The following is a 21061-nucleotide window of genomic DNA, read 5'->3' as shown; positions in this document are numbered from 1 at the left end:
ATGGCCAAGTTCGTGGTCTTCCTGCGGGCGGTGAACGTCGGTGGTCGCAAGCTCGCGATGGCTGACGCTCGAAAAGTGTTGGAGGACAACGGTTTCACCGGCGTCGAGTCCCACATCCAGACGGGCAACTTCCTCGTGGACACATCCTTGCGCAGCATCGCCAAGGTGGAGCAGGCGGTGGGGGAGGCGCTCGGGAAGCACGCCGGATACGACATCGTGGCGATCGCTCGCCGCCCCGCCGACCTGACCGGGCTCGTGGAGGCCGTGGACGCCGTACCGGTGAGCCTCGAGGGTGAGCAGTCCCGCTACGTGAGCTTCTGCGCCGAGGCACCCACGGCCGCGCGAGCCGCAGAGCTCGAGGAGTGGGATGCCCCCGGCGAGCGGGCCCACGTCATCGGCAAGGATGTCCTCATGGAGTTCGCGTTGCCGTTCCACACCGCGAAGCTGACGGGCCCGAAGATCGAGAAGGTCCTCGGCGTCGCAGGAACGGCCCGCAACATGACCGTGGTGCGCGCACTCGCGCAGAAATGGGGCACGTGATGGCACAGGAGACCGGCGGCACCGGGCTGGGACACCGCTCGATCAGCATGGAGCGGGTCGAGAAGGGCGTCTTCGAGGTGACGAACGTCCGTGGTGGCACGATGCGGATCGGGGGAGGGGAGAGCGCCGACTTCACGCCGGTCGAGCTCCTCCTCACCGCCATCGCCGGCTGCAGCGCCGTCGACGTCGACTTCATCACCGTCAAGCGTGCCGAGCCCGAGAGCTTCGTGGTCGAGGCGTCGGGGGACAAGGTGCGCGACGACGACGGCAACCACATGGACGGACTGCAGGTGAGGTTCGCGGTGACGTTCCCCGAGGGGGAGGCCGGCGACAAGGCCCGGGAGATGCTCCCGAAGGCCATCGCGATGTCCCACGACCGGCTGTGCACCGTCAGCCGGACCGTGGTGCTGGGGACCCCGATCGACAGCGGGCTCGCGCAGACCTGACGCGCCGGCCGCGTCAGGCCACGGTGTAGCGCAGGAAGACGACCCCGTCGTCGAACGTGTGCTGCTCGACGAGGTGCAGGTCGGTGCGGGCGCCCGGCGGCAGGGCCGGTGTCCCGCCGCCCACCGCGAGCGGGTGAAGGTACAGCGACACCTCGTCGACCAGGCCTGCGGAGAGCGCCGCCGCGGCGACGGTCGGGCCACCGATGCTGAGGTCGGCCGTGGCCTCGGCCTTGAGACGGCCGACGAGGTCCGCGTCGAAGCCCGGGACCAGCGTCGTGCGCGGGGTGTCCACGGACGACAGCGAGCCGGAGAAGACAACCTTGTCGGCGGACTGCCAGATGCGGCGGTAGGCCGCAGAGACGGGGGAGCGGTCGTCCTCCGAGTCCTCGCTGGCCCAGTAGCGCATGACCTCCCACATCCGACGCCCGTAGAGGTAGGTGCCGATGCCGCGCTCCCGGTCGTTGACGAACGCGTGCACCTGCTCGCCGGGCGCGGCCCAGGCGAAGCTTCCCGCCGAGTCGACGACGTAACCGTCGAGCGAGGCGATCGCCGCGTAGTGCAGCCGTGCCACGACCTGCTCCTCAGGCCGTCTTCTCGCGGGCGGCCACGAAGGCGTCGACGCAGGACCTGACGTCCTGCTCGGTGTGGCCCGCGGACAGCTGGACCCGGATGCGTGCCTTGCCTTGCGGCACCACCGGGTAGGAGAAGGCGATGACGTACACGCCCTCGTCGAGCATCGCGTCGGCGATCTGCGCGGCCTTCCTGGCGCCGTCCTCACCCGGGAACATCACCGGGGTGATGGGGTGCTCGCCCGGGAGGAGGTCGAACCCGGCCTCGGTCATCAGGGTTCGGAACAGCTCGGTGTTGCGCGTCAGCTGGGCCCGCGCATCCGCAGACCCCGCTGCGATCTGGAGCGCCTTGAGCGAGCCGGCGGCGACGCTCGGGGCGACCGCGTTGGAGAACAGGTAGGGGCGCGACCGCTGGCGCAGCAGGTCGACGATCTCCTGGTGGGCGGCGACGTAGCCACCGGACGCTCCGCCGAGTGCCTTGCCCAGCGTCCCGGTGATGATGTCGACCCGGTCCATCACGCCGAACCGTTCCGGCGTGCCGCGGCCCCCGTCGCCGACGAACCCGACGGCGTGGCTGTCGTCGACCAGCACCATCGCGCCGAACTCGTCGGCGAGGTCGCAGATCTGGTCCAGCGGGGCGAGGAACCCGTCCATGGAGAACACACCGTCGGTGACGACGACGGTCCGGCGGGCACCGGCCGCGGCCGCTGCCTCGAGCTGCGTGCGCAGGTCGGTCATGTCGGCGTTCTTGTAGCGGAACCGCTTCGCCTTGGACAGGCGGATGCCGTCGATGATCGACGCGTGGTTCAGCTCGTCGGAGATGATCGCGTCCTCGGCGCCGAAGAGCACCTCGAAGACACCGCCGTTGGCGTCGAAGCAGGACGAGTACAGGATCGTGTCGTCGGTATGGAGGAAGTCGGACAGGGCCCGCTCGAGCTGCTTGTGCAGCTCCTGGGTGCCGCAGATGAACCGCACGCTCGCCATACCGAACCCCCACTCCTGCAACGCCTTTGCGGCTGCGGCCTCGACGTCGGGGTGGTCGGCGAGGCCCAGGTAGTTGTTGGCGCAGAAGTTGAGCGCCGCGGTCGCAGCGGTGCGGATGTGCGCCGACTGCGGTGACGTCAGCTCACGCTCACGCTTGTAGAGCCCGGCGTCCTCGATCTCGCGCAGCGTGGTGGCCAGCTCGTCCTTGACGGTGCCGTACATCGGTCAGCTCCAATCCATGATGACTTTGCCGCACTGACCCGACCGGGCCGCGGCGAACGCGTCCTGCCACTGCTCCGCGGGGAAACGGTGGGTGATGACGGAGGCGATGCGCTCCTGCAGCAGGGGAGAGGTGCCGAGCATGGAGCTCATCGCGTACCAGGTGTCGTACATCTCGCGCCCGTAGATGCCCTTGATGGTGATCATGTGCGTGATGACCCGGCCCCAGTCGATCGCGAACGGGTCCTTGGGCAGGCCCAGCATCGCGACCCGGCCGCCGTGGTTCATGTTGGCGAGCATGTCCTCGACCGCGCTCGGCACGCCGGACATCTCCAGGCCCACGTCGAAGCCCTCCTTCATGCCCAGCTCACCCATCGCCTCGCGCAGGTTCGACGTGGCGGCGTTGACGACGAGGTCGGCCCCGGCCGCCTTCGCGAGCCCGAGGCGGTAGTCGCTGACGTCGGTGACGACGACGTACCGCGCACCGACGTGGCGGGCGAGCGCGGCGGCCATGACGCCGATGGGGCCAGCGCCGGTGATGACGACGTCCTCGCCGGCCATCGGGAACGACAACGCCGTGTGCGTCGCGTTGCCGAGGGGGTCGAAGACCGCTGCGAGGTCGGGGTCGAGGTCGTCGGGCTGCACCCACACGTTCGTCGCGGGGAGGACCACGAAGTCGGCGAAGGCGCCGTCGCGGTTCACGCCGATCCCCTTGGTGTGGATGCACATGTGGCGCCGACCGGCGCGGCAGTTGCGGCACGTGCCGCACACGATGTGGCCCTCGCCGGAGGCGCGCTGACCGACGCTGACGTTGGTGACGTCCTCGCCGACCTCGACCACCTCGCCGTAGAACTCGTGGCCGATGGTCATGGGTGGCACCACGGTCGAGGCGGCCCAGTCGTCCCACTGCTCGAGGTGCAGGTCGGTGCCGCACAGACCCGCCCTCAGCACCCGGATCTTCACGTCGGTGGGGCCGGTGTCGGGCTCGGGGACGTCCATGAGCTCCAGGCCCGGACCAGCGGTGGTCTTCACGAGTGCGCGCACCGGACCAACCTAGCGGGCCGCGCAGGGGAGGTATGCCGCACGGTCCCGGCCGCGCGGCATACAGTCAGCGCATGGCGAGGTATCTGGACGTGCACCCGGTGGACCCCCAACCGCGGGCCATCGGGCAGGCGGTGCAGCTGATCCGCGACGGAGGTCTGGTCGCGTACCCGACCGACTCCGGGTACGCGCTGGGGTGCGCCCTGGGCAACCAGGACGGCAAGGACCGCATCGCGGCGATCCGCCACCTGGGCGACAAGCACCACTACACGCTCGTCTGCGCCGACTTCGCCCAGCTGGGACAGCTCGTGCACATCGACAACTCGGTGTTCCGCGCGATCAAGGCGGCGACGCCCGGCAGCTACACGTTCATCCTTCCGGCGACCAAGGAGGTGCCGCGCCGGCTGCTGCACCCGAAGAAGAAGACCGTCGGGGTGCGCATCCCCGACAACCGGGTGGTGCAGGCGCTGCTCGCCGAGCTGGGGGAGCCGATCCTGTCGAGCACGCTGATCCTGCCCGGCGAGACCGATCCCATGACCGAGGGCTGGCTCGTCAAGGAGGAGCTCGACCACCAGGTCGACGCGGTCATCGACTCGGGGGAGTGCGGCACCGAACCCACGACCGTCGTGGACTTCTCCGACGGCGCACCGGAGGTCGTCCGCATCGGCGCCGGAGACCCCTCGCCCTTCGAGTAAGCGGTCGGCCCTACATCTCCTCGTGGGTGTCGGGGTCGCCGCCGAAGAGCCGTCCGTCGGGACGACCCAGGGCAGTGATCGCCGCGACCTGATCGTCGGTGAGCTCGAACCCGAACACGTCCAGGTTGTCCCGCTGGCGCTCGGGCGTCGCCGACTTCGGCAGTGGCATCGAGCCGAGCTGCAGGTGCCAGCGCAGGATGACCTGACCGGGCGTCACGCCGTGCGCCGTCGCTGCGTCGGCCACGGCAGGTTCGGCGAACGGGGCGTTGCGCTTGCCCATCGGGCTCCAGGCCTGGGTGAGGATCCCGAGCTCGGCGTGGACCGAGCGCATCTGCTCCTGCGGGAAGTACGGGTGCAGCTCGATCTGGTTGACCGCCGGCGTCACCCCGGTGTCCTCGATGACGCGCCGCAGGTGCTCCGGCGTGAAGTTGCTGACGCCGACGGTCCGCACGAGCCCTTCGTCCCGGGCCCGGACCAGCGCCCGCCAGGCCTGCGGGTACAGGTCCCGGCTCGGGTTGGGCCAGTGGATCAGGCCAAGGTCGATCTGCTCGAGCCCCAGGCGTTCGGCGGAGTCCCGCAGCGACTGGAGCGCGAGGTCCTCGGCATGGAAGCGCCCGGGGATCTTCGTCGCGACGACGACCTCCTCGCGCGGGATCCCGCTGCGGCGCAGTGCTTCTCCGACCTCGGCCTCGTTGCCGTAGTTCACCGCGGTGTCGAGGTGGCGGTAGCCGTTCTCGAGAGCGGCCACCATCGCCTCGATGCCGTCCTCGCCCTTGAGCGGGTAGGTGCCGAACCCGATGGCCGGGAGGCTGGTGCCGTCGTTGAGGGTCAGGGTCGTCGGGGTGCTCGCCATGGGTCCACCGTAACCGCGGGGTCGTCGTCACCGCCCGGCAGTAGGTTGCAGGCATGAGGACCGAAGGCACGTTCACCGTCGAGTCGTTCACCCCCGCCGAGCTGTCACCCGGTCCGGAGCCGGTGACCACGGGCGCACCCGTCGGGGTCGCCGTCATGGCCAAGAGCTACACCGGGGGAGTGTCGGGCCGCAGCGCGACGATCTTCACCGCCGCCTACGACCAGGTCACCGGTGCCGGCACGTATGTCGCGATGGAGTCCTTCGACGGGGCGCTCGACGCTGCGGCCGGGACGTTCAACTTCGTGCACTCCGCGACCACGGAGGGCGGCGGACGGGCCCACGAGCACTTCGCCATCGTCCCGGGCAGCGGCACGGGGGAGCTTCAGGGCATCCGCGGGTCCGGCGGTCTGGCCGTCGAGGACGACGGCACCCACCGGGTGTGGTTCGACTACCAGCTGGGCTAGCGGTCAGGTGGTCGGTTCGACCGGCGTGAGGATGGCATGCGCCGCGCTGCCGAGGTCGTGCGCATGGGTCAACCTGACCGACCTGCCGGCGCTCGGGAGCTCCGCGGGCCAGCCGGGGCCACCGAGCACCACGGTCATCGGCCAGTGCACTCCGGCGAGCACCGACCACAGGGGCTCGTCCGCCGGGCGCTTGATCGAGGCCCACAGGAACAACCTGCTGGGGTGGCGCGACATGAGCAGGTCGGAGATGGCCGTGGTCGGCACCCGGGCGCCGAGGCAGATGGCTCCCAGCCCGTGCCGGGCGAGCTCGGCCTCGAGAGCCAGCAGCGGGAGGTAGTGCTGCTCCTCGTCCGCACTGGCGAGGACCACGTCGGCCTCGAGGGTCCGGGGACGGTTGCCCCGGATCACGGCGCGCAGTTCGGTCACCAGCACCTCGCTCGCCAGGTGCTCGGACTCGACCCCGAGGGCGCCGGCACCCCACTGCTCGCCGATGGTGCGCAGTGCCGGTGCGAAGACGTCGTTCCAGGCGCTGACGAGGTCGCGCTCGCGCAGCGTGCGCTGGTAGATCCGGGAGAGCGCAGCGGGGTCGAGGGAGAGGGCCGCGGAGCACACGGCCGAGACGGTGTCGCCGGCCTCACCGCGGTCGGGACCCGCGTCGCTCTCGGTTCCCGTCTCGATCATGAGGCGCTCGGAGTCCATCGACAGGGCCACTCGGGCGGCGCTCTGCGCCGGCACCCCGCGTGCGGTGAACCGGGCCATCACCCGTACGCGCCGGATGTCCTCCTCGGTGTACCTGCGGTGACCGCCCTCGGTCCGCTGGGAGGGGCCGATGCCGTACCGGCGGTCCCAGGTCCGCAGTGTCGCGGGGGCGACCCCCAGTCGCTCGGAGACCGAGCCGACCGCCCACTGGACGGTCGTGCGACCGCTGTCCTCGCCGTCGCCAAGGGAGTCGTCGACCCGCTCCGCAGGGTCGCCAAAGGCGCGCCGCGTACCGGATTCGCTGTCCATGACCTCACGGTTCCTATCACGTTGGTGCCCGTTGGCTCGACATCGGGTGGATGTGCGCCGACGTCGATCCCTGCCCGGGCATGAACAACTATAGAACTTATTCAGGAATGTTGCGCTCTGAACAAGTTCTGCATAGGTTGTGAAGAACTTCGGTTCGTGCCACCAGGAGAGATGACGACATGAGCAGCATCAAGAGGCTTCCCCGACCGCTGTTGAGCTCCTACGAGTGGCAGACGGACGGCGCCTGCCGCACGACGGACCCCGACGAGTTCTTCCCCCACGACGCCGAGCGCGGCAACCGCCGCCTCAACCGCGAGCAGCGCGCGAAGGCGCTGTGCGCCACGTGCCCGGTGATCACGCAGTGCTTCGAGCACGCGATGTCCGTCCGCGAGCCGTATGGCGTGTGGGGTGGCACGACCCCCGAGGAGCGCCTGGCCCTGCAGCGCGGGGTGGCCGTCTAGCCCGACTATCCACGGTCGTTGCTTGTTTGACTTGGGGTGTGGTGGACCCGGGCTCATCGGCTGGCCGGGGTTGTCGGAGGGGGCTGTCGGACGGGGCTGTCGGACGGAGGTTGTCGGTGGTCCGCCCTAGGGTCGAAACCGACGACCTGGCACACGGTCGCCGCACCGAACCGGACCAGGAGACCGCCATGGCCACGCTGTCAGACCGCCCCGCCACCGCCCTCGTCGTCATCGACGTCCAGAACGGCGTCGTCGCCGGCGCGCACCGCCGCGACGAGGTCGTGGCCACCATCGCCGGCCTCGTCGAGCAGGCCCGAGAGTCCGGGACGCCCGTGGTGTGGGTGCAGCACTCCAGCGACGATCTCCAGCAGGGGAGTGGCGACTGGGAGTACGTGCCCGAGCTGGCACGGCGGGACTCGGAACCGTTGGTGCACAAGCGGTTCGGCGACTCCTTCGAGGACACCGAGCTCGAGACGGTCCTGGCCGACGCCGCCGTGGGCCGGCTCGTCGTCACCGGCGCGCAGACCGATGCCTGCATCCGGTCGACCATCCATGGAGCGTTCGCCCGCGGGTACGACGTGACGCTGGTCGGCGATGCCCACACGACCGAGGACCTCACCGCCTGGGGTGCGCCGGCGCCGGAGCAGGTCATCGCGCACACGAACCTGTACTGGCAGCACCAGTCGGCGCCCGGGCGGACGGCCGCGGTGCTCCAGGCTGCTGAGGTCACCTTCGCCGGCTGAGCGCCGTCCTGACGGGACCACGCAGGTGTGCGCGTCAGGCAGTGGGTGTCCGGGTGTGGAGCGACCGGTCGGGGAGGCCCTTGTCCCTCTGCCGAAATCGGTAGATTGACATAATGTCGATTATCGGCGTTCTTGACGAAACCAACCACGTCCATTTCGTCAGGTCTTCTCCCTTTCCAACGTATAGCGCACCGGGGGTCTTGCGGCAAGGCCCCGGTGGTGCCTCAGACTCTCGGGTCGGAGCTGCGCCGGCAGCTCGTCCGAGGGCTGAAGGAGAACGTGCATGCGTGGGGTGTCACCGCAGGGAACGCGTGACAGGAACGACCAGGACGTCAGTGTGTTCGACCTCCCTCAACGACTGGGTGCCAAGGCGGCACCGGCCCTGGTCGCCGGAGACGAGGCACACTTCGCGGCCATCGCCGAGACCCTCGAGAGCACCATCGCCGAGCTGTCCGACCGGCTGGAGGCGACCCGCAGGGCCCCGGGCGGCGCTGGGCGACAAGCGCTCGACCGCGACCTCGACGTGCACCGGCTCACGGCCAGGCTGCGCGCCCTGCGCCGGTTCGGTGTGGACCTGTGCCTGGGGCGCATGGTCGGCGCCGAGGGGGACGAGCCGGTCTACGTCGGTCGGCTCGGCCTGACCGCCCGCGACGGCCGACGGCTGCTGGTGGACTGGCGCTCCCCCGCCGCCGAGCCGTTCTTCGGGGCGACCCACGCGACGCCCATGGGTCTGACCAGTCGACGCAGGTACCGCTGGTACCGCGGTCGGATCACCGACTACTGGGACGAGGTGTTCACCGCCGAAGGGCTTCGGCACGGCGCTGCCCTCGACGACCAGTCCGCCTTCATCGCCAGCCTCGGCACGACGCGGTCGGCGCGGATGCGTGACGTCCTCGGGACCATCCAGGCCGACCAGGACGCCATCATCCGAGCGGGGTCCCGAGGCGCTCTGGTCGTCGACGGCGGACCCGGCACGGGCAAGACGGTGGTGGCGCTCCACCGCACGGCCTACCTGCTCTACTCGGACCCGCGCCTGGGCCACCGGCAGGGTGGCGTCCTGTTCGTCGGTCCCCACCAGCCCTATCTCGCCTACGTCTCCGACGTGCTCCCCAGCCTCGGCGAGGAGGGCGTCCAGACCTGCACCGTGCGCGATCTCGTCCCCGAGGGCGCGACGGCGACGCCCGAGGCCGATCCGCACGTGGCTGGTCTCAAGGCGACCGTCGAGCTGGTGCGGGCGGTCGAGCAGGCCGTGAGGTTCTACGAGGAGCCGCCGTCCGAGGGGTCGACCATCACGACGCCGTGGGCGGACGTCTGGCTTAGCCCTGCCGACTGGTCGACGGCCTTCGACTCCCCCGACCCCGGGACCCCGCACAACGAGGCGCGCGACCAGGTCCTCGAGGAGCTCCTGACCATCGTGGCCGACAAGCTCGCCATGCAGGTGGACGAGGACGACGTCTCCCCCGCCCTGCTGCGGACCTCGTTGCGGCGCAACCGTGGGCTGCTGGAGGCGCTCAACAGCGCCTGGCCACTGGTCGAACCCACCGACCTCGTCGCAGACCTCTGGTCGGTCCCGGCATACCTGCGGCTATGTGCACCCTGGCTCACGCGCGAGCAGGTGCGGTTGCTCCAGCGCGTCGAACCCCAGGCCTGGACGACCAGCGACCTGCCGTTCCTCGATGCCGCGCGGCAACGTCTCGGTGACCCGAAGGCGTCGCAGCACCAGCGGTCACGAGAGGCAGCGGCCGCCGTCGAGCGCGAGCAGATGGCCAGGGTCATCGAGGACCTCATCGCCGCGGATGACGACCACGAAGGACTCGTGACGATGTTGCGGCACCCCGACCTCCGGGAGAACTTCGTCGACGAGGACGCCGTGCCCGCTGCCGACCCCGACCGGCTCGCAGGGCCCTTCGCCCACGTCGTCGTGGACGAGGCGCAGGAGCTGACCGATGCCGAGTGGCAGATGCTGCTGCAGCGTTGCCCCTCGCGCAGCTTGACCATCGTCGGTGACCGGGCCCAGGCCCGGCACGGGTTCCCGGAGTCGTGGCAGGACCGGCTCGAGCGCATCGGGCTGGACCGCACCACCCTGAGCTCGCTGACCGTCAACTACCGCACGCCGGAGGAGGTGATGGCCGAGGCGGAGCCGGTGATCCGGGCGGCACTCCCGGACGCGAACGTCCCGACCTCGATCCGCCGCAGCGGTCTGCCCGTCAGGCACGGGTCGGTCGCCGAGCTGCAACCGGTCGTCGATGCATGGCTGGCGTCGCACCCCGACGGCACCGGGTGCGTGATCGGCGACCCGACCTTCGAGGGCACGAACCGGGTCCGCTCGCTGCGCCCCGAGCTGTCGAAGGGGCTCGAGTTCGACCTGGTCGTCCTCGTGGACCCCCAGGACTTCGGCGACGGGATCGAGGGCGCCGTCGACCGCTACGTGGCGATGACCCGCTCCACCCGGGAGCTGGTCGTGCTCACAAGCGGCTGAACGACCTCAGCGACGTTCCTGGATCCGGATGAGGTTGCCGGACGGATCGCGCAGCGCGCAGTCGCGAACGCCGTAGGGCTGCTCGGTAGGCTCCTGGACGATGTCGACGTCCGCCGCCTGGACCTTCTCGAACGTGGCGTCGAGGTCGGACGTGGCCAGCAGGATGCCGCCGTAGGTGCCCTTGGCCATCATCTCGACGACGGTGCGCCGCTCGTCCTCGGTGATGCCCGGGTCGACCGCCGGCGGGTGCAGGACGATGGAGGTGGCAGGCTGGTCCGGCGGTCCGACGGTGATCCAGCGCAGGCCCTTGTAACCGACGTCGCCGCGCACCTCGAAACCCAGCAGGTCGCGGTAGAACGCCAGGGCCGCGTCCGGGTCGTTGTGCGGGAGGAAGCTCGAGTGGATCGTGATGTCCATGGGGCTCACGCTAGCTGCGCGGCGTCCGGTGACGCTTCTCGATTCCTGATCGGTCGGGTGACCTGCTTGGCCACGCAGGACGGCATCCCCGCGGTCGCCTCCGCCGCCTCACGGCGGTACGTGCTCGGCGGCACTCCCACGAGCTCGGTGAAGCGGGTGCTGAACGTCCCCAACGACGAGCAACCGACCATGAAGCAGACATCGGTCACGCTGAGGTCGCCCCGGCGCAGGAGCGCCATGGCGCGCTCGATCCGCCGGGTCATGAGGTAGCCGTACGGCGACTCCCCGTACGCGCGTCGGAACTCGCGGCTGAGGTGACCGGCAGACATGTGCGCCCCGCGGGCGAGCGCCTCCACGTCCAGCGGCTGGGCGTAGTCCCGGTCGATGCGGTCGCGGACCCTGCGCAGCCGGGCGAGGTCACCCAGCCGCTGGGCCTCCGTCGCGCTGTGGGTCACGAGCGGATCGTGTCACGTCACCGGGACGCTGCCAACCGGCTCACCGCGCAGCGGCGAGCGGCGCCCTGCGGACGACGGCGACCCGGCTCGCCTCCACCTCGTACCGGCTCGCGGTGGCGCCGCCCGCCCGGAAGAAGCGCCGCCGCAGCGCGCCCTCCACCTCGACGACCGCGTCCGTCGTCAGGCGCAGTGCGCTGCGCCGCGTGCGTGCCGTCCAGCAGGCCACGTCGACCGTGTCCACCCGGGCCGACCCGTGGTCGCTGCCCGTGCGGGGAACGACCACGCGCAGCTGCACCACGGTGTCGCCGCTGGGCAGCACCCTCTCCTCGCCGGCCCGGCTGACCCGTCCGACCAGACGGACCTCGTTGACCCATTCCCCCATGTCATCCATGGGACGAGCCTGCCGAGGCGGCGGGACAGGCGGCGAGGGAACCTCCGGCTGCTTGTGGACGCAGGGCCGCCGGCCAGTGCCCTGTGGACGACCGCGAGGCGCAGCCCGGCGGGCTGCGCCTCGCGACCACTCCCCCGTGGGAGAGCGACGGGACTACGGGAGGTAGTACGTCGGGTTCGGCAGCTTCACCGCCCGGTCGGCGCTGCCGCCGATGAGGTCGCTGAACTGGTCGCCGAAGTTGGCGATGACGTCATACCCCTGCGCGACGACGTGGCGCCGCGTCGTCGACTTGTACTCGATCGTCGTGCACTTCGGGTACGCCGCGCAGTCCGCCGCGGTCACGTACGCGGGCGGCTGCTCGCTGCTGGTCCACTTCGTGTAGTAGTTCGCCGGGGTGAAGCCGGTGTAGCCGACCTTGGCGAGGTTGCCGAGCGTGGCGTCGCGCTGGGTGCTGTTGCGCCCTGTGAGGCCCACGATGGTGCAGCCCGCGTCGGAGGCGGCATTGGCGAACGACACCATCGCCGGGGTGGCCGGGAACCGCTGCGGCTGGACCCAGTCCCTATCCTGCACGACCGGGTCGAAGACGAAGTGCATCGCCGAGACCTCCATGTCGTAGGTCCACAGGGTCGTGTCGTCTGCGTCGAGCACGATGGCAGGCCTGGTGCCGCGACGCGCGCCGGTGGCGCACTGCTGCAGCAGGCTGTGGCTGCGCCGGCCCACCAGGCGCGTCATCTCCGAGATGTACGGCGAGGACACCTTGTCGGACGTGCCCGATCCGGTGTCGCCGTAGTAGACGGCGATGGTCTTCTTGACGACGTCGATGTTGGGGATCCCCTCACCGCCCTGGGTGGCACCGCTGGTGCCGTCGGGAGCCATGGTGAAGCGGGTGCGCGGGGCCAGTCGTGGCTGCGACACCGCCGGCAGGTTGGGCGACGGCAGGTAGTAGGTCGGGTTGGGCAGCTTGAGGGCCCGGTCGGCGAAGCCACCCTGCAGGTCGGAGAACTGGTCACCGACGTTGAGCACGACGTCGTACCCGAGGTCCTGCTCGATGTGGCGCCGGGTGCCGGCCTTGTACTCCACGGTCGTGCACTTGGGGTAGGCCGCGCACCACGACGGCGGTAGGTAGGCCGGAGGGGTGGTGCCCGAGTCGTACTTGGTGAAGAAGCGGTCCGACGGGAATGCCGTGTAGCCGACCTTGGCCAGGTTGCTGACGGTGTGGGCCTTCTGGCTGTCGCTGCGTCCGGTGAGGCCGAACACGGTGAAACCCATCTTCTGCGCGTCGTTGACGAAGTCGACCATGCCCGGGACCGCCGGGAACCGCTCGCCGTCGACCCACGGCTGCTGGGCAGCCGGCGTGAACACGAACTTCATGTCGCCGACCTCCATCTGGTAGGTCCACAGGGTGGTGTCGTCGGCGTCGAAGACGATGGCCGGCTTCGTGTGGTGGCGCCGGGCGTCCGCCAGCAGGCGGGGCAGCTCGCGACGCTGCCTGGCCAGGATCGAGGCCATCTCGGACACGTATGGCGACGAGGTCGGGTTCGCCGCCCCGGTCCCGGTGGGGTCGCCGTAGTAGGTGTAGATCGTCTTCTTGACGATGTCGATGTTGGGGATCCCCTCACCGCCCTGGGTCGCGCCGCTGGACCCGTCGTCCTTCATCGTGAAGTGCGTGCGGGGGGCGAGGCGCTGGCCTCCCCCGTGGTGGTCGTGCGAGTCGTGCGCGCTCGCGGCAGAGGCGCCGCCGGCGGTGAGGGCGGCCGCGGCGAGCAGGGCTGCACCCGCCGTCACCGCCGTCCGTGGGGTCGTGCGGGCCGGTGTCTCGGACGCACGGGGGGACGAGGGGGCGGGGCGACGCATACGGGCACTCCTGTAGGGGTGGAAGCAGGTGGCAACGGACGGATCGGGCACCACGTGACCGGCGGAGGCTATGCAGCCCCCGACCAGGGCGGAAGTGACAAATGTCATGGGTGACAGACTCGCCTCCATGGACCGTTCGAACCTGCTCCGACCGATGACCGACGACGACGTCGACGCGGTCCTGGACCTGAACCGCCGCCACGTGGAGCTGCTCTCGCCGATGGACGCGGCCCGCCTGCACCAGCTGCGTGGTTGGGCGTCCCGGGCCGACGTCATCGTGTGCGACGGACAGGTCGCCGGCTTCGTCCTCGTCTTCTCCCCCGGCAGCGACTACGACTCGGAGAACTACCGCTGGTTCTCCCAGGAGTACGGCGACGCGTTCGACTACCTCGACCGCATCGTCATCGACGGGACGTTCCGGCGCCGCGGGCTCGCCTCGGCCGTCTACGACGCCGTCGAGGCGTCCGCGGTCCCCCGTGGTCGGTTGGTGCTGGAGGTCAACATCGATCCACCGAACGAGCCGTCCCTGGCCTTCCACCGTGCCCGCGGGTACCGCGAGGTGCACCAACGGGGGGCAAGCGGACACGTCGTCAGCCTGATGGAGCGACCGGCTCGGTAGAACGGCCGAAGTTTGTGCCGGAACGACCGAGGCGGGCTGCGCGCCCGCGCGGTTAACCTCCTCGAGGAGCATGGCGCCGCCCACCCCCCGGGCTGCGCGAGGACGAGAGTTGGGACAGATCGTGGTTGGGCTCGGCACGCGCGCCGGACTCACCGGGACCGCAGTCGCGGTAATGGTGCTGGTCGGCGGGACCTCGGCTCAGGCGTCGACCCTGACGCCCACCTCGGGAGCCGTCGTCAGCGCCAGTGCGGCCAGCTCGCTGCTGGACCAGAGCGCCAAGGACGCCAAAGACGCCAAGGACAAGGCGGCGAAGCAGAAGGCGGCCAAGGACAAGGCCGTCAAGGACAAGGCCGGCAAGGCCGAGGCCACGCTCAGCCCTGCGCAGGTCGCCGCCCAGATCGCCCAGGCCGACGCCCTCACCGCAGACCTCACCCGTTCCAACGCCGCCATCGCCGCGTCGGCGACCAAGCTGGACCGTTACGCCAAGCAGGCCAACACCCTGCTGCAGCAGTACTCCGAGGCGCGGACCGCCGAACGCGCTGCCGTCGACGAGGCCGCCCGGAGCGTCGCCCTCTACCAGAGCCTGAGCACCCAGCTGGGTGAGGACCGCCGGGCCCTCGGTCAGTGGGCCTACCAGGCCTATGCCGGTGGTGGCGGCACCCTCGGCGACGTGAGCCTGTTGTTCGAGGCCCTGGGCAAGGACGCGAGCGAGGCCAGCGACACCGCAGCCCAGCTCTCCTACCTCAGCGACCAGCGGACCTGGGCCTTCAACAAGGTCGAGGACCACACCGCCCTCCAGCAGGAGGCCGCGGTCAGGGCTGTCGAGGCCAGCACCCGCGCCAAGGAGCTCGCCGCTGCCGCGGCCGAGGCCAAAACCAAGCTCGACGCCGCCATCGCCCAGCAGAAGTCGCAGCTCGACGCCACCCGCGCCCTGCACGCCGCCCAGGTGACCAAGGTCGGGCCGATCGCGGGTCTGCTCCTCGGCAGCGAGACCGAGGCGGGCAAGGCGGCCACGGCCCGCCTGCGCAAGGCGATGATCGTCCCCGGCGTCAAGGCGGACGGCTCGGTCAAGGCGTGCAGCACCAACGAGCTCGAGTACCCGAACGGTGCGATCCCGGCCGCCGGCCTGTGCCCGCTGTACGCCGACCCCACCCAGAGCCTGCGCCCCGGCGCGGCAGCCGCCTTCAACGCGATGAGCCTGGCCTACGAGAAGGACACCGGGTCCCCGATCTGCATCACCGACTCCTACCGGTCCTTCGCCGAGCAGGTCTCGGTCAAGGCGGACCGCGGCAAGTGGGCCGCCACCCCCGGACGCAGCGAGCACGGCTTCGGACGCGCTGTCGACCTCTGCGGAGGGATCCAGAGCTTCGGGTCCTCGGCCCACCTGTGGATGAAGCAGAACGCCCCCCTGTACGGCTGGTTCCATCCCTCGTGGGCCGAGCCGGACGGCTCGCTGCCCGAGCCGTGGCACTGGGAGTACGCGGGCTAGTCGCACTCCCCCACGACCTCGCGAGCCGCCGACTCGCCGCTCGTCCTTGGGTAGCAATACGCATCTGTGACAACGGTCGCTGTGCCACCCTTCACGCATGACAACAGCGGCGGTCGACCAGCAGGCGGCCTGGGTCGGGAACGAGCACTACCGCAGGTCCTGGTACTGGTACGACTGGGCCAACTCCGCCTACGTCACCACGACCGCGACGGTCCTGTTCACCCCGTACCTCACCGCGGTGGCCGAGAGCGCCGCCTGTCCGGACCTCGCGGACGGGCAGACCTGTCGCACCAACCTCGAGGTCCTCGGGGTGGGCATCTCCCCCGGCTCGCTCGCACCGTTCACCGTCACGCTCGCCACGATCGTCTCGGCCGTCGCGCTGATCTTCGTCGGGGCGATCGCGGACCGGTCCCCCCGCCCGGCACGGCTGCTCGGTGCCTTCGCCGGGGTCGGTGCGGTGGCGGCGTGCCTGATGGCGCTGGTCAAGGGCACCAACTGGCAGCTCGGCGTGGTGCTGCTGATCGTCGCCACCCTGAGCCTGGGTGCGTCGCTGGTGGTCTACGACTCGATCCTGTGCCGCATCGCGAGCCCCGACGACCGCGACAAGGTCTCGTCGCGCGGGTGGGCGCTCGGCTACCTCGGTGGTGGCCTCCTGCTGGCGGTGAACTTCCTCATGCTGTCCGACCCCGGCAAGCTCGGGCTGGACAAGGGGGGTGCCGTCCGGCTGAGCATGCTCATGGCCGGCCTCTGGTGGGCGGCCTTCACCCTCATCCCCGTGATCGGCATGTGGCGCCTGCGCGGGGTGGAGCGGCCGGAGGTCGCCCGGACGGCCGGGATCGTCGGGGGCAGCATCCGCCAGCTCGGGTCCACGTTCCGCGAGCTGCGGCTGTTCCCCCAGACCCTGCTGTTCCTCGTCGCCTACCTGTTCTTCAACGACGGCATCCAGACCGTCATCGGCCAGTCCAGCCTCTACGGCCAGCGCGAGCTCGGCTTCGCCGAGACGACGATGCTCACCCTCTTCCTCATGGTGCAGTTCGTCGGCATCGGCGGCGCCCTCCTCTTCGGCTGGCTCGCCAAGAGGTATGGCGCGTGGCGCTGCGTGCTGGCCGGCCTCGTCCTGTGGAGCGGCGTCGTCGTGGTCGCCTACTTCCTGCCCGACCGGACCCTCCCCCCGCTGTTCGCCCTGGGGGTCGCCATCGGTCTGGTGCTCGGCGGGACCCAGGCGCTGAGCCGGTCGCTCTACAGCCAGCTCGTCCCGAAGAACCGGGAGGCGGAGTTCTTCAGCCTCTACCAGGCGATGGAGCGTGGCACGAGCTGGTTCGGCACGCTGACCTTCGGGCTGGTCTACCAGTGGACCGGCTCGTACCGCCCGGCCATCGTGGCCCTGGTGGTCTTCTTCGTCATCGGCGGGCTCCTGCTCGCGCGGGTCGACATGCGACGGGGAATCCTCGACGCCGGGAACGAGCTGCCCGAGGTCGTCTGACCTGCGCGGACAGCCCGAAATGTGACCTGTGTCACAGCCTGCCAACCGTGCGACACGCTCACGCGTCGGAACATTGCAGGGGTCGGCGTCGTTATCCCTGACGAATCCCGAGCCCCCGACAGAGCGGGCTGGGAACCACGCACGTTGGGAGAACCCACCATGGCAGAGCGCACCCTTCGCGGTAGCCGAATGGTTTCACACAGCCTCGAGACCGACGACCACGTCGTCCCGAGCGAGCGTCAGATCACCGCATACGTGTGCCCGCAGGGGCACCGGACCGAGCTGCCGTTCTCGATCGAGGCGGAGATCCCGCCGACCTGGGAGTGCCGGTGCGGCGAAGAGGCGCGTCTCGTCGACGGCCCCGAGCCCGAGGCGAAGCAGGTCAAGCACGTCCGCACCCACTGGGACATGCTGCTGGAGCGTCGCTCCATCCCCGAGCTCGAGGAGCTCCTCGAGGAGCGCCTGGTCCTCCTGCGCGAGTCCCGCGGCGAGAAGCCGCGCCGCAAGCGCACTGCCTGAGCACCTCACCGAGCCGACGGGCTCCACGACGAACGGCCGCACCCGAAAGGGCGCGGCCGTTCGTCGTGCCAGAGGCGGTGTCGGTCACAGGACCTCGCCCTCGACCACCCCGGGGTCGTCCCCCGAACCACCAGGGCCACCCCGACCGTTCGGGCCCCCGGGGCCGCTCCCCCACCGGCCCTGGAAGCCGCCCAGCAGGCGCCGGGCCACCGCGGCCTCGAGCAGCGTCCGGGCGATGGGTCGCGTCACGGGGAGGATGAAGAAGAAGCCGACGATGTCGGTGAGGAACCCCGGGGCCAGCAGCAGGGTCCCGCCGACCAGCACGAGGGCCGCGTCGGCGAGCTGGCGGCTGGGCATCTGCCCGGTGCGCAGGGCGGTGTTGAGCGCGGCCCAGGCACGGGCCCCCTCACGCCGGACGAGCCAGGCGCCCAGCGCGGACTCCACGAGCAGCAGCACGAGGGTCTGCCACCCGCCGATCGCCTTGCCGACGGCGATGATCGCCGCGATCTCCAGGACCGGGACGACGAGCAGGACGACGAACACGACGACGAGCCAGCGCGGACGGCGAGGCCGCCCGGCGCGGGCGTATGGGGTGCCGCCTACAGCTCGTGCCACGTCGCCTCCCGGCGGCGGGAGAGGCCGCGGAGCTGGTCGGCCCGGTGGTGGACGCCCCACGAGGTGATCCGCTGGAGCGACTCGCGCATGATGTCGCCACTCATCTTCGAGTCACCGATCTCGCGCTCGACGAAGGTGATGGGCACCTCGGTGACGCGCAGCCCGAGCCGCACCGCGCGGCGGGTCAGGTCCACCTGGAAGCAGTAGCCCTGCGAGGCCACCTGGCTCAGGCCCATCGCGCGCAGGGCGTCGGCGCGGTACGCGCGGTACCCGGCGGTCGCATCGTGCACGGGCATGCCCAGCAGGGCCCGTGTGTAGAGGTTCCCGCCGACGCTGAGCGCCTTGCGGTGCAGCGGCCAGTTGACGACGGAGCCGCCGCGCACCCAGCGCGAGCCGATGACGAGGTCCGCGCGGGTCAGTGCGTCGAGAAGTCGGTGCAGCTGCTCGGGCTGGTGCGAACCGTCCGCATCCATCTCCACGATGGCGTCGTACCCACGGTCCAGCCCCCAGTGGAAGCCGGCGAGGTAGGCCATGCCCAGACCCTGCTTGCCCGGCCGGTGCAGCACCTGGACCTGGGCGTCGGCGGCCGCCAGCTCGTCGGCGACGTCGCCGGTGCCGTCCGGGGAGTTGTCGTCCAGGACGAGGACGTCCGCGCTCGGCACGGCGTCGCGGATGCGGCGGACGACGAGCGGGAGGTTCTCCCGCTCGTTGTAGGTCGGGATGCAGACGAGCACCCGGTCGATCTGGTCAGACAACGACGCTGTCCCTTCGTGACTCTGCCGGCCCCGCGGGGTCGGTGGCGGCGGCCTCGACCCTAGCGTCCCGGCGACGCAGCCACTGTCCGATGGCGAGCAGGGCCACCGTGGCCAGGGCCGCGGCATACTCCGGCAGCGGACCGAGCCGGTCGGCGACGGTGACCTCCGAGCGGACCACCGGGGAGCCGAACTCGGCTGCTGGGGTGAACAACGAGGTCTTGTCGACGTACGTTCCGTCGGGGTTGATGAAGCCGCTGACCCCCACCGTCGAGACGTGGACGACCGAACGGCCGTGCTCGATGGCGCGGATCCGGCTGATGGCGAACTGCTGCTCGGACTCGGCGGTGTAGCCGAACGTGGCGTTGTTGGTCTGGACGGCGAGGATGTTGGCGGTCTTGCCGGCCTGCAGCGTCGAGTCGCGCATGAGGTCGTCGTAGGCCACCTCGAAGCAGATGGTCGGGATGATCCAGTAGGGCTCCTGGCCCTTGACCGGTACCTCGAACGCGCCGGCGCGGTCCCCCTTGGCGAAGTCGCGGGTCACGAGGTCGACCTTGTCGCTGAAGTTCCGGAAGAAGCTCCGGTAGGGGATGTACTCCGCGAACGGCACGGGGTGCTGCTTGACGTAGCGCTGAGGGTCGTTGCTGCCCGGCAGGTAGAACAGGCTGGCGTTGGAGACATACTCCCCCGGTCCGACCAGGACGGCGCCCAGCAGCAGCGGCGCCTTGACCGTCTCGACCGCCAGCCGGATGTCGGCGGCGGCGTCGAGGTTGCGGAAGGGGTCGATGTCGGAGGCGTTCTCGGGCCAGACGACCAGGCTCGGCGGCACCGGGTTGCGCGCCGCCGCGGCAAGGGTGCCCTGCACGTGGTTGTCGAGGACCTTGCGCCGTTCGGAGTTGAAGTCCAGTCCCGCCTTGGGCACGTTCCCCTGGACGAACAGGACCGAGACCTTCCGGCCGTCGGTGGGCGGCGTCGTGGCCAGGGCCAGGCCCAGAGGGGCCAGCGCCAGGACGGCCAGCACAGCGCCGAGAACCGGCTGCGCGACCGTCACCGGCACTCCCGGTCGCCGGGCGCGGCGGGCGCGGCGGACGGCTGCCTCGACCCCCACGTGGAGCAGGACCCCCACCGCGGCGACGGCGAAGGTGAGGCCGGGCGCCCCTGCGAAGCGGGCGAAGGGCGCGAGCGGGCTGTCGGCCTGGCTGAACGCGAGCCGGGCCCACGGGAAGCCGCCGAACGGCGTGGTGCTGCGTGCCCACTCCTGCAGGACCCAGGCGAGCGGCACGACGGCGTGCGCCAGGGGGCGCAGTCGCGTCCCGAGCAGCGGACGCTGGACGACGGCGACGACGGCGCACATGGCCGCGATGTACAGGGCCTCGAGGGTGGACAGCGCGAACCACGGGAGCTTGCCCACGTAGATCCCGGACCACGACAGGGTCGGCAGGAAGAAGCCGAGGCCGTGCGCGAGGCCGGCCAGGGCGGCCAGCCGCCACCGGGCCCCCGTCACGGTCCACGAGAGAAGGCCCACGCCGAGTGGGGCGAGCCACCACACGTCGTGCGTGGGGAAGGCGAACGCGGTGGCCACACCCGAGACAGCGGCGAGCACGAGGACGACGAGGGTGGTGACCCGCGGGCGGGAGGACGTCGGCACGGCACCACGGTAGGACACGGCACGGCCCGTGCTGCCGTTGGGACCAGCAGGGGGTCGGCTGGGTGTCGACAGCCTGCTGTTGTCTACTAGGCGCACGGGCCGTGCCGCCGTCCCCCACCGCCTCGGTCAGGGCACCTGCTCGAGTCCGGAACTCACTGCTGGCGGGCGGTGGCTGCGCGCGCTAGCCACCGGTCAGTGAGTCCGTCCCTGCGCGGATTCCCCCTCGCGGACGGTTCGTCGGGTGGACGACCGTGGGCAAACCTACCGGCGTGGGAAGGGGTGTCAAGACACCGTCCGTGGCGGAAACTCGCCATTGC

Annotated in this window: 23 protein-coding genes; 11 read left to right on the top strand and 12 right to left on the bottom strand. The window is 70.7% G+C overall.

Translation table 11 applies throughout. The features are described from left to right. Both ASC58_RS08895 and ASC58_RS08890 read left to right on the top strand, forming a co-directional pair. Entirely contained in the window at positions 1 to 540 is a 540-nt protein-coding gene (locus ASC58_RS08895; RefSeq protein ID WP_056919030.1) for a DUF1697 domain-containing protein, read from the top strand. Then, entirely contained in the window at positions 540 to 986 is a 447-nt protein-coding gene (locus ASC58_RS08890; protein ID WP_056919258.1) for an OsmC family protein, read from the top strand. The genes ASC58_RS08895 and ASC58_RS08890 overlap by 1 nt, the downstream gene beginning before the upstream one ends. 13 nt (positions 987 to 999) lie before the next feature. On the opposite strand, the gene ASC58_RS08885 is transcribed toward ASC58_RS08890, so the two are convergent. Genes ASC58_RS08885 through tdh form a run of 3 tightly spaced genes read right to left on the bottom strand, consistent with a single transcriptional unit; the run spans position 1000 to position 3802 of the window. Further along, on the bottom strand, positions 1000 to 1557 hold the full coding sequence (locus ASC58_RS08885; RefSeq protein WP_056919029.1) for a dihydrofolate reductase family protein: 558 nt from the start codon (positions 1555 to 1557) through the stop codon (positions 1000 to 1002). 10 nt (positions 1558 to 1567) lie between these two features. Beyond that, positions 1568 to 2761: a glycine C-acetyltransferase gene (locus tag ASC58_RS08880; protein ID WP_056919028.1), complete on the bottom strand. Its 1194-nt coding sequence runs from the start codon at positions 2759 to 2761 to the stop codon at positions 1568 to 1570. Positions 2762 to 2764: 3 nt separating this feature from the next. Next, complete coding sequence (gene tdh / locus ASC58_RS08875; RefSeq protein ID WP_056919027.1) at positions 2765 to 3802, bottom strand: L-threonine 3-dehydrogenase; 1038 nt, start codon at positions 3800 to 3802, stop codon at positions 2765 to 2767. 71 nt (positions 3803 to 3873) lie between these two features. Between tdh and ASC58_RS08870 the strand changes: the two genes are divergently transcribed. Beyond that, complete coding sequence (locus ASC58_RS08870; RefSeq protein WP_056914456.1) at positions 3874 to 4494, top strand: L-threonylcarbamoyladenylate synthase; 621 nt, start codon at positions 3874 to 3876, stop codon at positions 4492 to 4494. 10 nt (positions 4495 to 4504) lie between these two features. Here the strand turns inward: ASC58_RS08870 and ASC58_RS08865 are convergent, their stop codons facing one another. Further along, positions 4505 to 5347 carry an aldo/keto reductase gene (locus ASC58_RS08865; protein ID WP_056919026.1) on the bottom strand — a complete coding sequence of 281 codons (843 nt, stop codon included), beginning with the start codon at positions 5345 to 5347 and terminating at the stop codon, positions 4505 to 4507. 53 nt (positions 5348 to 5400) lie between these two features. Here ASC58_RS08865 and ASC58_RS08860 point away from each other — a divergent pair, with 53 nt between their 5' ends. Beyond that, complete coding sequence (locus ASC58_RS08860; protein WP_056914454.1) at positions 5401 to 5811, top strand: DUF3224 domain-containing protein; 411 nt, start codon at positions 5401 to 5403, stop codon at positions 5809 to 5811. A gap of 3 nt (positions 5812 to 5814) precedes the next feature. Here the strand turns inward: ASC58_RS08860 and ASC58_RS08855 are convergent, their stop codons facing one another. Then, the gene (locus ASC58_RS08855; RefSeq protein WP_056919025.1) at positions 5815 to 6819 is read right to left on the bottom strand and encodes a MerR family transcriptional regulator; all 1005 of its coding nucleotides are present in this window, start codon (positions 6817 to 6819) and stop codon (positions 5815 to 5817) included. Positions 6820 to 6998: 179 nt separating this feature from the next. Here ASC58_RS08855 and ASC58_RS08850 point away from each other — a divergent pair, with 179 nt between their 5' ends. The 3 genes from ASC58_RS08850 (at position 6999) to helR (ending at position 10502) form a co-directional block, all read left to right on the top strand. Next, positions 6999 to 7280 (top strand): WhiB family transcriptional regulator, encoded by a 282-nt coding sequence (locus tag ASC58_RS08850; protein WP_056914452.1) that lies wholly within the window; start codon positions 6999 to 7001, stop codon positions 7278 to 7280. Positions 7281 to 7468: 188 nt separating this feature from the next. Then, positions 7469 to 8023 (top strand): cysteine hydrolase family protein, encoded by a 555-nt coding sequence (locus ASC58_RS08845; protein ID WP_056919257.1) that lies wholly within the window; start codon positions 7469 to 7471, stop codon positions 8021 to 8023. 283 nt (positions 8024 to 8306) lie between these two features. Continuing rightward, on the top strand, positions 8307 to 10502 hold the full coding sequence (helR, locus tag ASC58_RS08840) for an RNA polymerase recycling motor ATPase HelR (RefSeq protein ID WP_056919024.1): 2196 nt from the start codon (positions 8307 to 8309) through the stop codon (positions 10500 to 10502). Positions 10503 to 10508: 6 nt separating this feature from the next. Here the strand turns inward: helR and ASC58_RS08835 are convergent, their stop codons facing one another. From ASC58_RS08835 to ASC58_RS08820, 4 genes are all read right to left on the bottom strand, one after another. Further along, complete coding sequence (locus ASC58_RS08835; protein WP_056914450.1) at positions 10509 to 10919, bottom strand: VOC family protein; 411 nt, start codon at positions 10917 to 10919, stop codon at positions 10509 to 10511. A gap of 5 nt (positions 10920 to 10924) precedes the next feature. Continuing rightward, positions 10925 to 11374 carry a helix-turn-helix transcriptional regulator gene (locus tag ASC58_RS08830; RefSeq protein ID WP_056914449.1) on the bottom strand — a complete coding sequence of 150 codons (450 nt, stop codon included), beginning with the start codon at positions 11372 to 11374 and terminating at the stop codon, positions 10925 to 10927. A gap of 40 nt (positions 11375 to 11414) precedes the next feature. Continuing rightward, a complete protein-coding gene (locus tag ASC58_RS08825; protein ID WP_200947764.1) occupies positions 11415 to 11765 on the bottom strand; it encodes a single-stranded DNA-binding protein in 351 nt (116 codons plus the stop codon). 153 nt (positions 11766 to 11918) lie between these two features. Beyond that, a complete protein-coding gene (locus tag ASC58_RS08820; protein WP_056919023.1) occupies positions 11919 to 13619 on the bottom strand; it encodes an HAD family acid phosphatase in 1701 nt (566 codons plus the stop codon). A gap of 127 nt (positions 13620 to 13746) precedes the next feature. On the opposite strand from ASC58_RS08820, the gene ASC58_RS08815 reads away from it, so the two are divergent. The 4 genes from ASC58_RS08815 (at position 13747) to ASC58_RS08800 (ending at position 17729) form a co-directional block, all read left to right on the top strand. Then, positions 13747 to 14238: a GNAT family N-acetyltransferase gene (locus tag ASC58_RS08815; protein ID WP_056919022.1), complete on the top strand. Its 492-nt coding sequence runs from the start codon at positions 13747 to 13749 to the stop codon at positions 14236 to 14238. A 109-nt stretch (positions 14239 to 14347) separates the two neighbouring features. Continuing rightward, positions 14348 to 15727 (top strand): M15 family metallopeptidase, encoded by a 1380-nt coding sequence (locus tag ASC58_RS21850; RefSeq protein WP_157598411.1) that lies wholly within the window; start codon positions 14348 to 14350, stop codon positions 15725 to 15727. A gap of 97 nt (positions 15728 to 15824) precedes the next feature. After that, positions 15825 to 17210, top strand: a complete 1386-nt coding sequence (locus ASC58_RS08805) for an MFS transporter (protein ID WP_056914444.1) — start codon at positions 15825 to 15827, stop codon at positions 17208 to 17210. A 159-nt stretch (positions 17211 to 17369) separates the two neighbouring features. Continuing rightward, on the top strand, positions 17370 to 17729 hold the full coding sequence (locus ASC58_RS08800; protein ID WP_056914443.1) for an RNA polymerase-binding protein RbpA: 360 nt from the start codon (positions 17370 to 17372) through the stop codon (positions 17727 to 17729). An 84-nt stretch (positions 17730 to 17813) separates the two neighbouring features. On the opposite strand, the gene ASC58_RS08795 is transcribed toward ASC58_RS08800, so the two are convergent. Genes ASC58_RS08795 through lnt form a run of 3 tightly spaced genes read right to left on the bottom strand, consistent with a single transcriptional unit; the run spans position 17814 to position 20744 of the window. Further along, positions 17814 to 18344 (bottom strand): FxsA family protein, encoded by a 531-nt coding sequence (locus tag ASC58_RS08795; protein WP_056919020.1) that lies wholly within the window; start codon positions 18342 to 18344, stop codon positions 17814 to 17816. Continuing rightward, positions 18329 to 19099 carry a polyprenol monophosphomannose synthase gene (locus ASC58_RS08790; protein ID WP_056914441.1) on the bottom strand — a complete coding sequence of 257 codons (771 nt, stop codon included), beginning with the start codon at positions 19097 to 19099 and terminating at the stop codon, positions 18329 to 18331. The genes ASC58_RS08795 and ASC58_RS08790 overlap by 16 nt, the downstream gene beginning before the upstream one ends. Beyond that, entirely contained in the window at positions 19092 to 20744 is a 1653-nt protein-coding gene (gene lnt / locus ASC58_RS08785) for an apolipoprotein N-acyltransferase (RefSeq protein WP_235529157.1), read from the bottom strand. The genes ASC58_RS08790 and lnt overlap by 8 nt, the downstream gene beginning before the upstream one ends. Positions 20745 to 21061 lie beyond the last annotated feature (317 nt).

The sequence above is a fragment of the Phycicoccus sp. Root101 genome (assembly GCF_001426245.1).
Taxonomy (GTDB): domain Bacteria; phylum Actinomycetota; class Actinomycetes; order Actinomycetales; family Dermatophilaceae; genus Pedococcus.
Note: the sequence above shows the minus strand (reverse complement) of the source record. Positions and strands in the feature narration are given on the sequence as shown.

What these genes read in the sequence shown, in the direction of transcription:
- ASC58_RS08895 (WP_056919030.1), top strand. Translation starts at nt 1, where the DNA reads ATGGCCAAGTTCGTGGTCTTCCTGCGGGCGGTGAACGTCGGTGGTCGC.
- ASC58_RS08890 (WP_056919258.1), top strand. Translation starts at nt 540, where the DNA reads ATGGCACAGGAGACCGGCGGCACCGGGCTGGGACACCGCTCGATCAGC.
- ASC58_RS08880 (WP_056919028.1), bottom strand. Translation starts at nt 2,761, where the DNA reads ATGTACGGCACCGTCAAGGACGAGCTGGCCACCACGCTGCGCGAGATC.
- ASC58_RS08870 (WP_056914456.1), top strand. Translation starts at nt 3,874, where the DNA reads ATGGCGAGGTATCTGGACGTGCACCCGGTGGACCCCCAACCGCGGGCC.
- ASC58_RS08865 (WP_056919026.1), bottom strand. Translation starts at nt 5,347, where the DNA reads ATGGCGAGCACCCCGACGACCCTGACCCTCAACGACGGCACCAGCCTC.
- ASC58_RS08860 (WP_056914454.1), top strand. Translation starts at nt 5,401, where the DNA reads ATGAGGACCGAAGGCACGTTCACCGTCGAGTCGTTCACCCCCGCCGAG.
- ASC58_RS08855 (WP_056919025.1), bottom strand. Translation starts at nt 6,819, where the DNA reads ATGGACAGCGAATCCGGTACGCGGCGCGCCTTTGGCGACCCTGCGGAG.
- ASC58_RS08850 (WP_056914452.1), top strand. Translation starts at nt 6,999, where the DNA reads ATGAGCAGCATCAAGAGGCTTCCCCGACCGCTGTTGAGCTCCTACGAG.
- ASC58_RS08845 (WP_056919257.1), top strand. Translation starts at nt 7,469, where the DNA reads ATGGCCACGCTGTCAGACCGCCCCGCCACCGCCCTCGTCGTCATCGAC.
- helR (WP_056919024.1), top strand. Translation starts at nt 8,307, where the DNA reads ATGCGTGGGGTGTCACCGCAGGGAACGCGTGACAGGAACGACCAGGAC.
- ASC58_RS08835 (WP_056914450.1), bottom strand. Translation starts at nt 10,919, where the DNA reads ATGGACATCACGATCCACTCGAGCTTCCTCCCGCACAACGACCCGGAC.
- ASC58_RS08825 (WP_200947764.1), bottom strand. Translation starts at nt 11,765, where the DNA reads ATGGATGACATGGGGGAATGGGTCAACGAGGTCCGTCTGGTCGGACGG.
- ASC58_RS08820 (WP_056919023.1), bottom strand. Translation starts at nt 13,619, where the DNA reads ATGCGTCGCCCCGCCCCCTCGTCCCCCCGTGCGTCCGAGACACCGGCC.
- ASC58_RS08815 (WP_056919022.1), top strand. Translation starts at nt 13,747, where the DNA reads ATGGACCGTTCGAACCTGCTCCGACCGATGACCGACGACGACGTCGAC.
- ASC58_RS08805 (WP_056914444.1), top strand. Translation starts at nt 15,825, where the DNA reads ATGACAACAGCGGCGGTCGACCAGCAGGCGGCCTGGGTCGGGAACGAG.
- ASC58_RS08800 (WP_056914443.1), top strand. Translation starts at nt 17,370, where the DNA reads ATGGCAGAGCGCACCCTTCGCGGTAGCCGAATGGTTTCACACAGCCTC.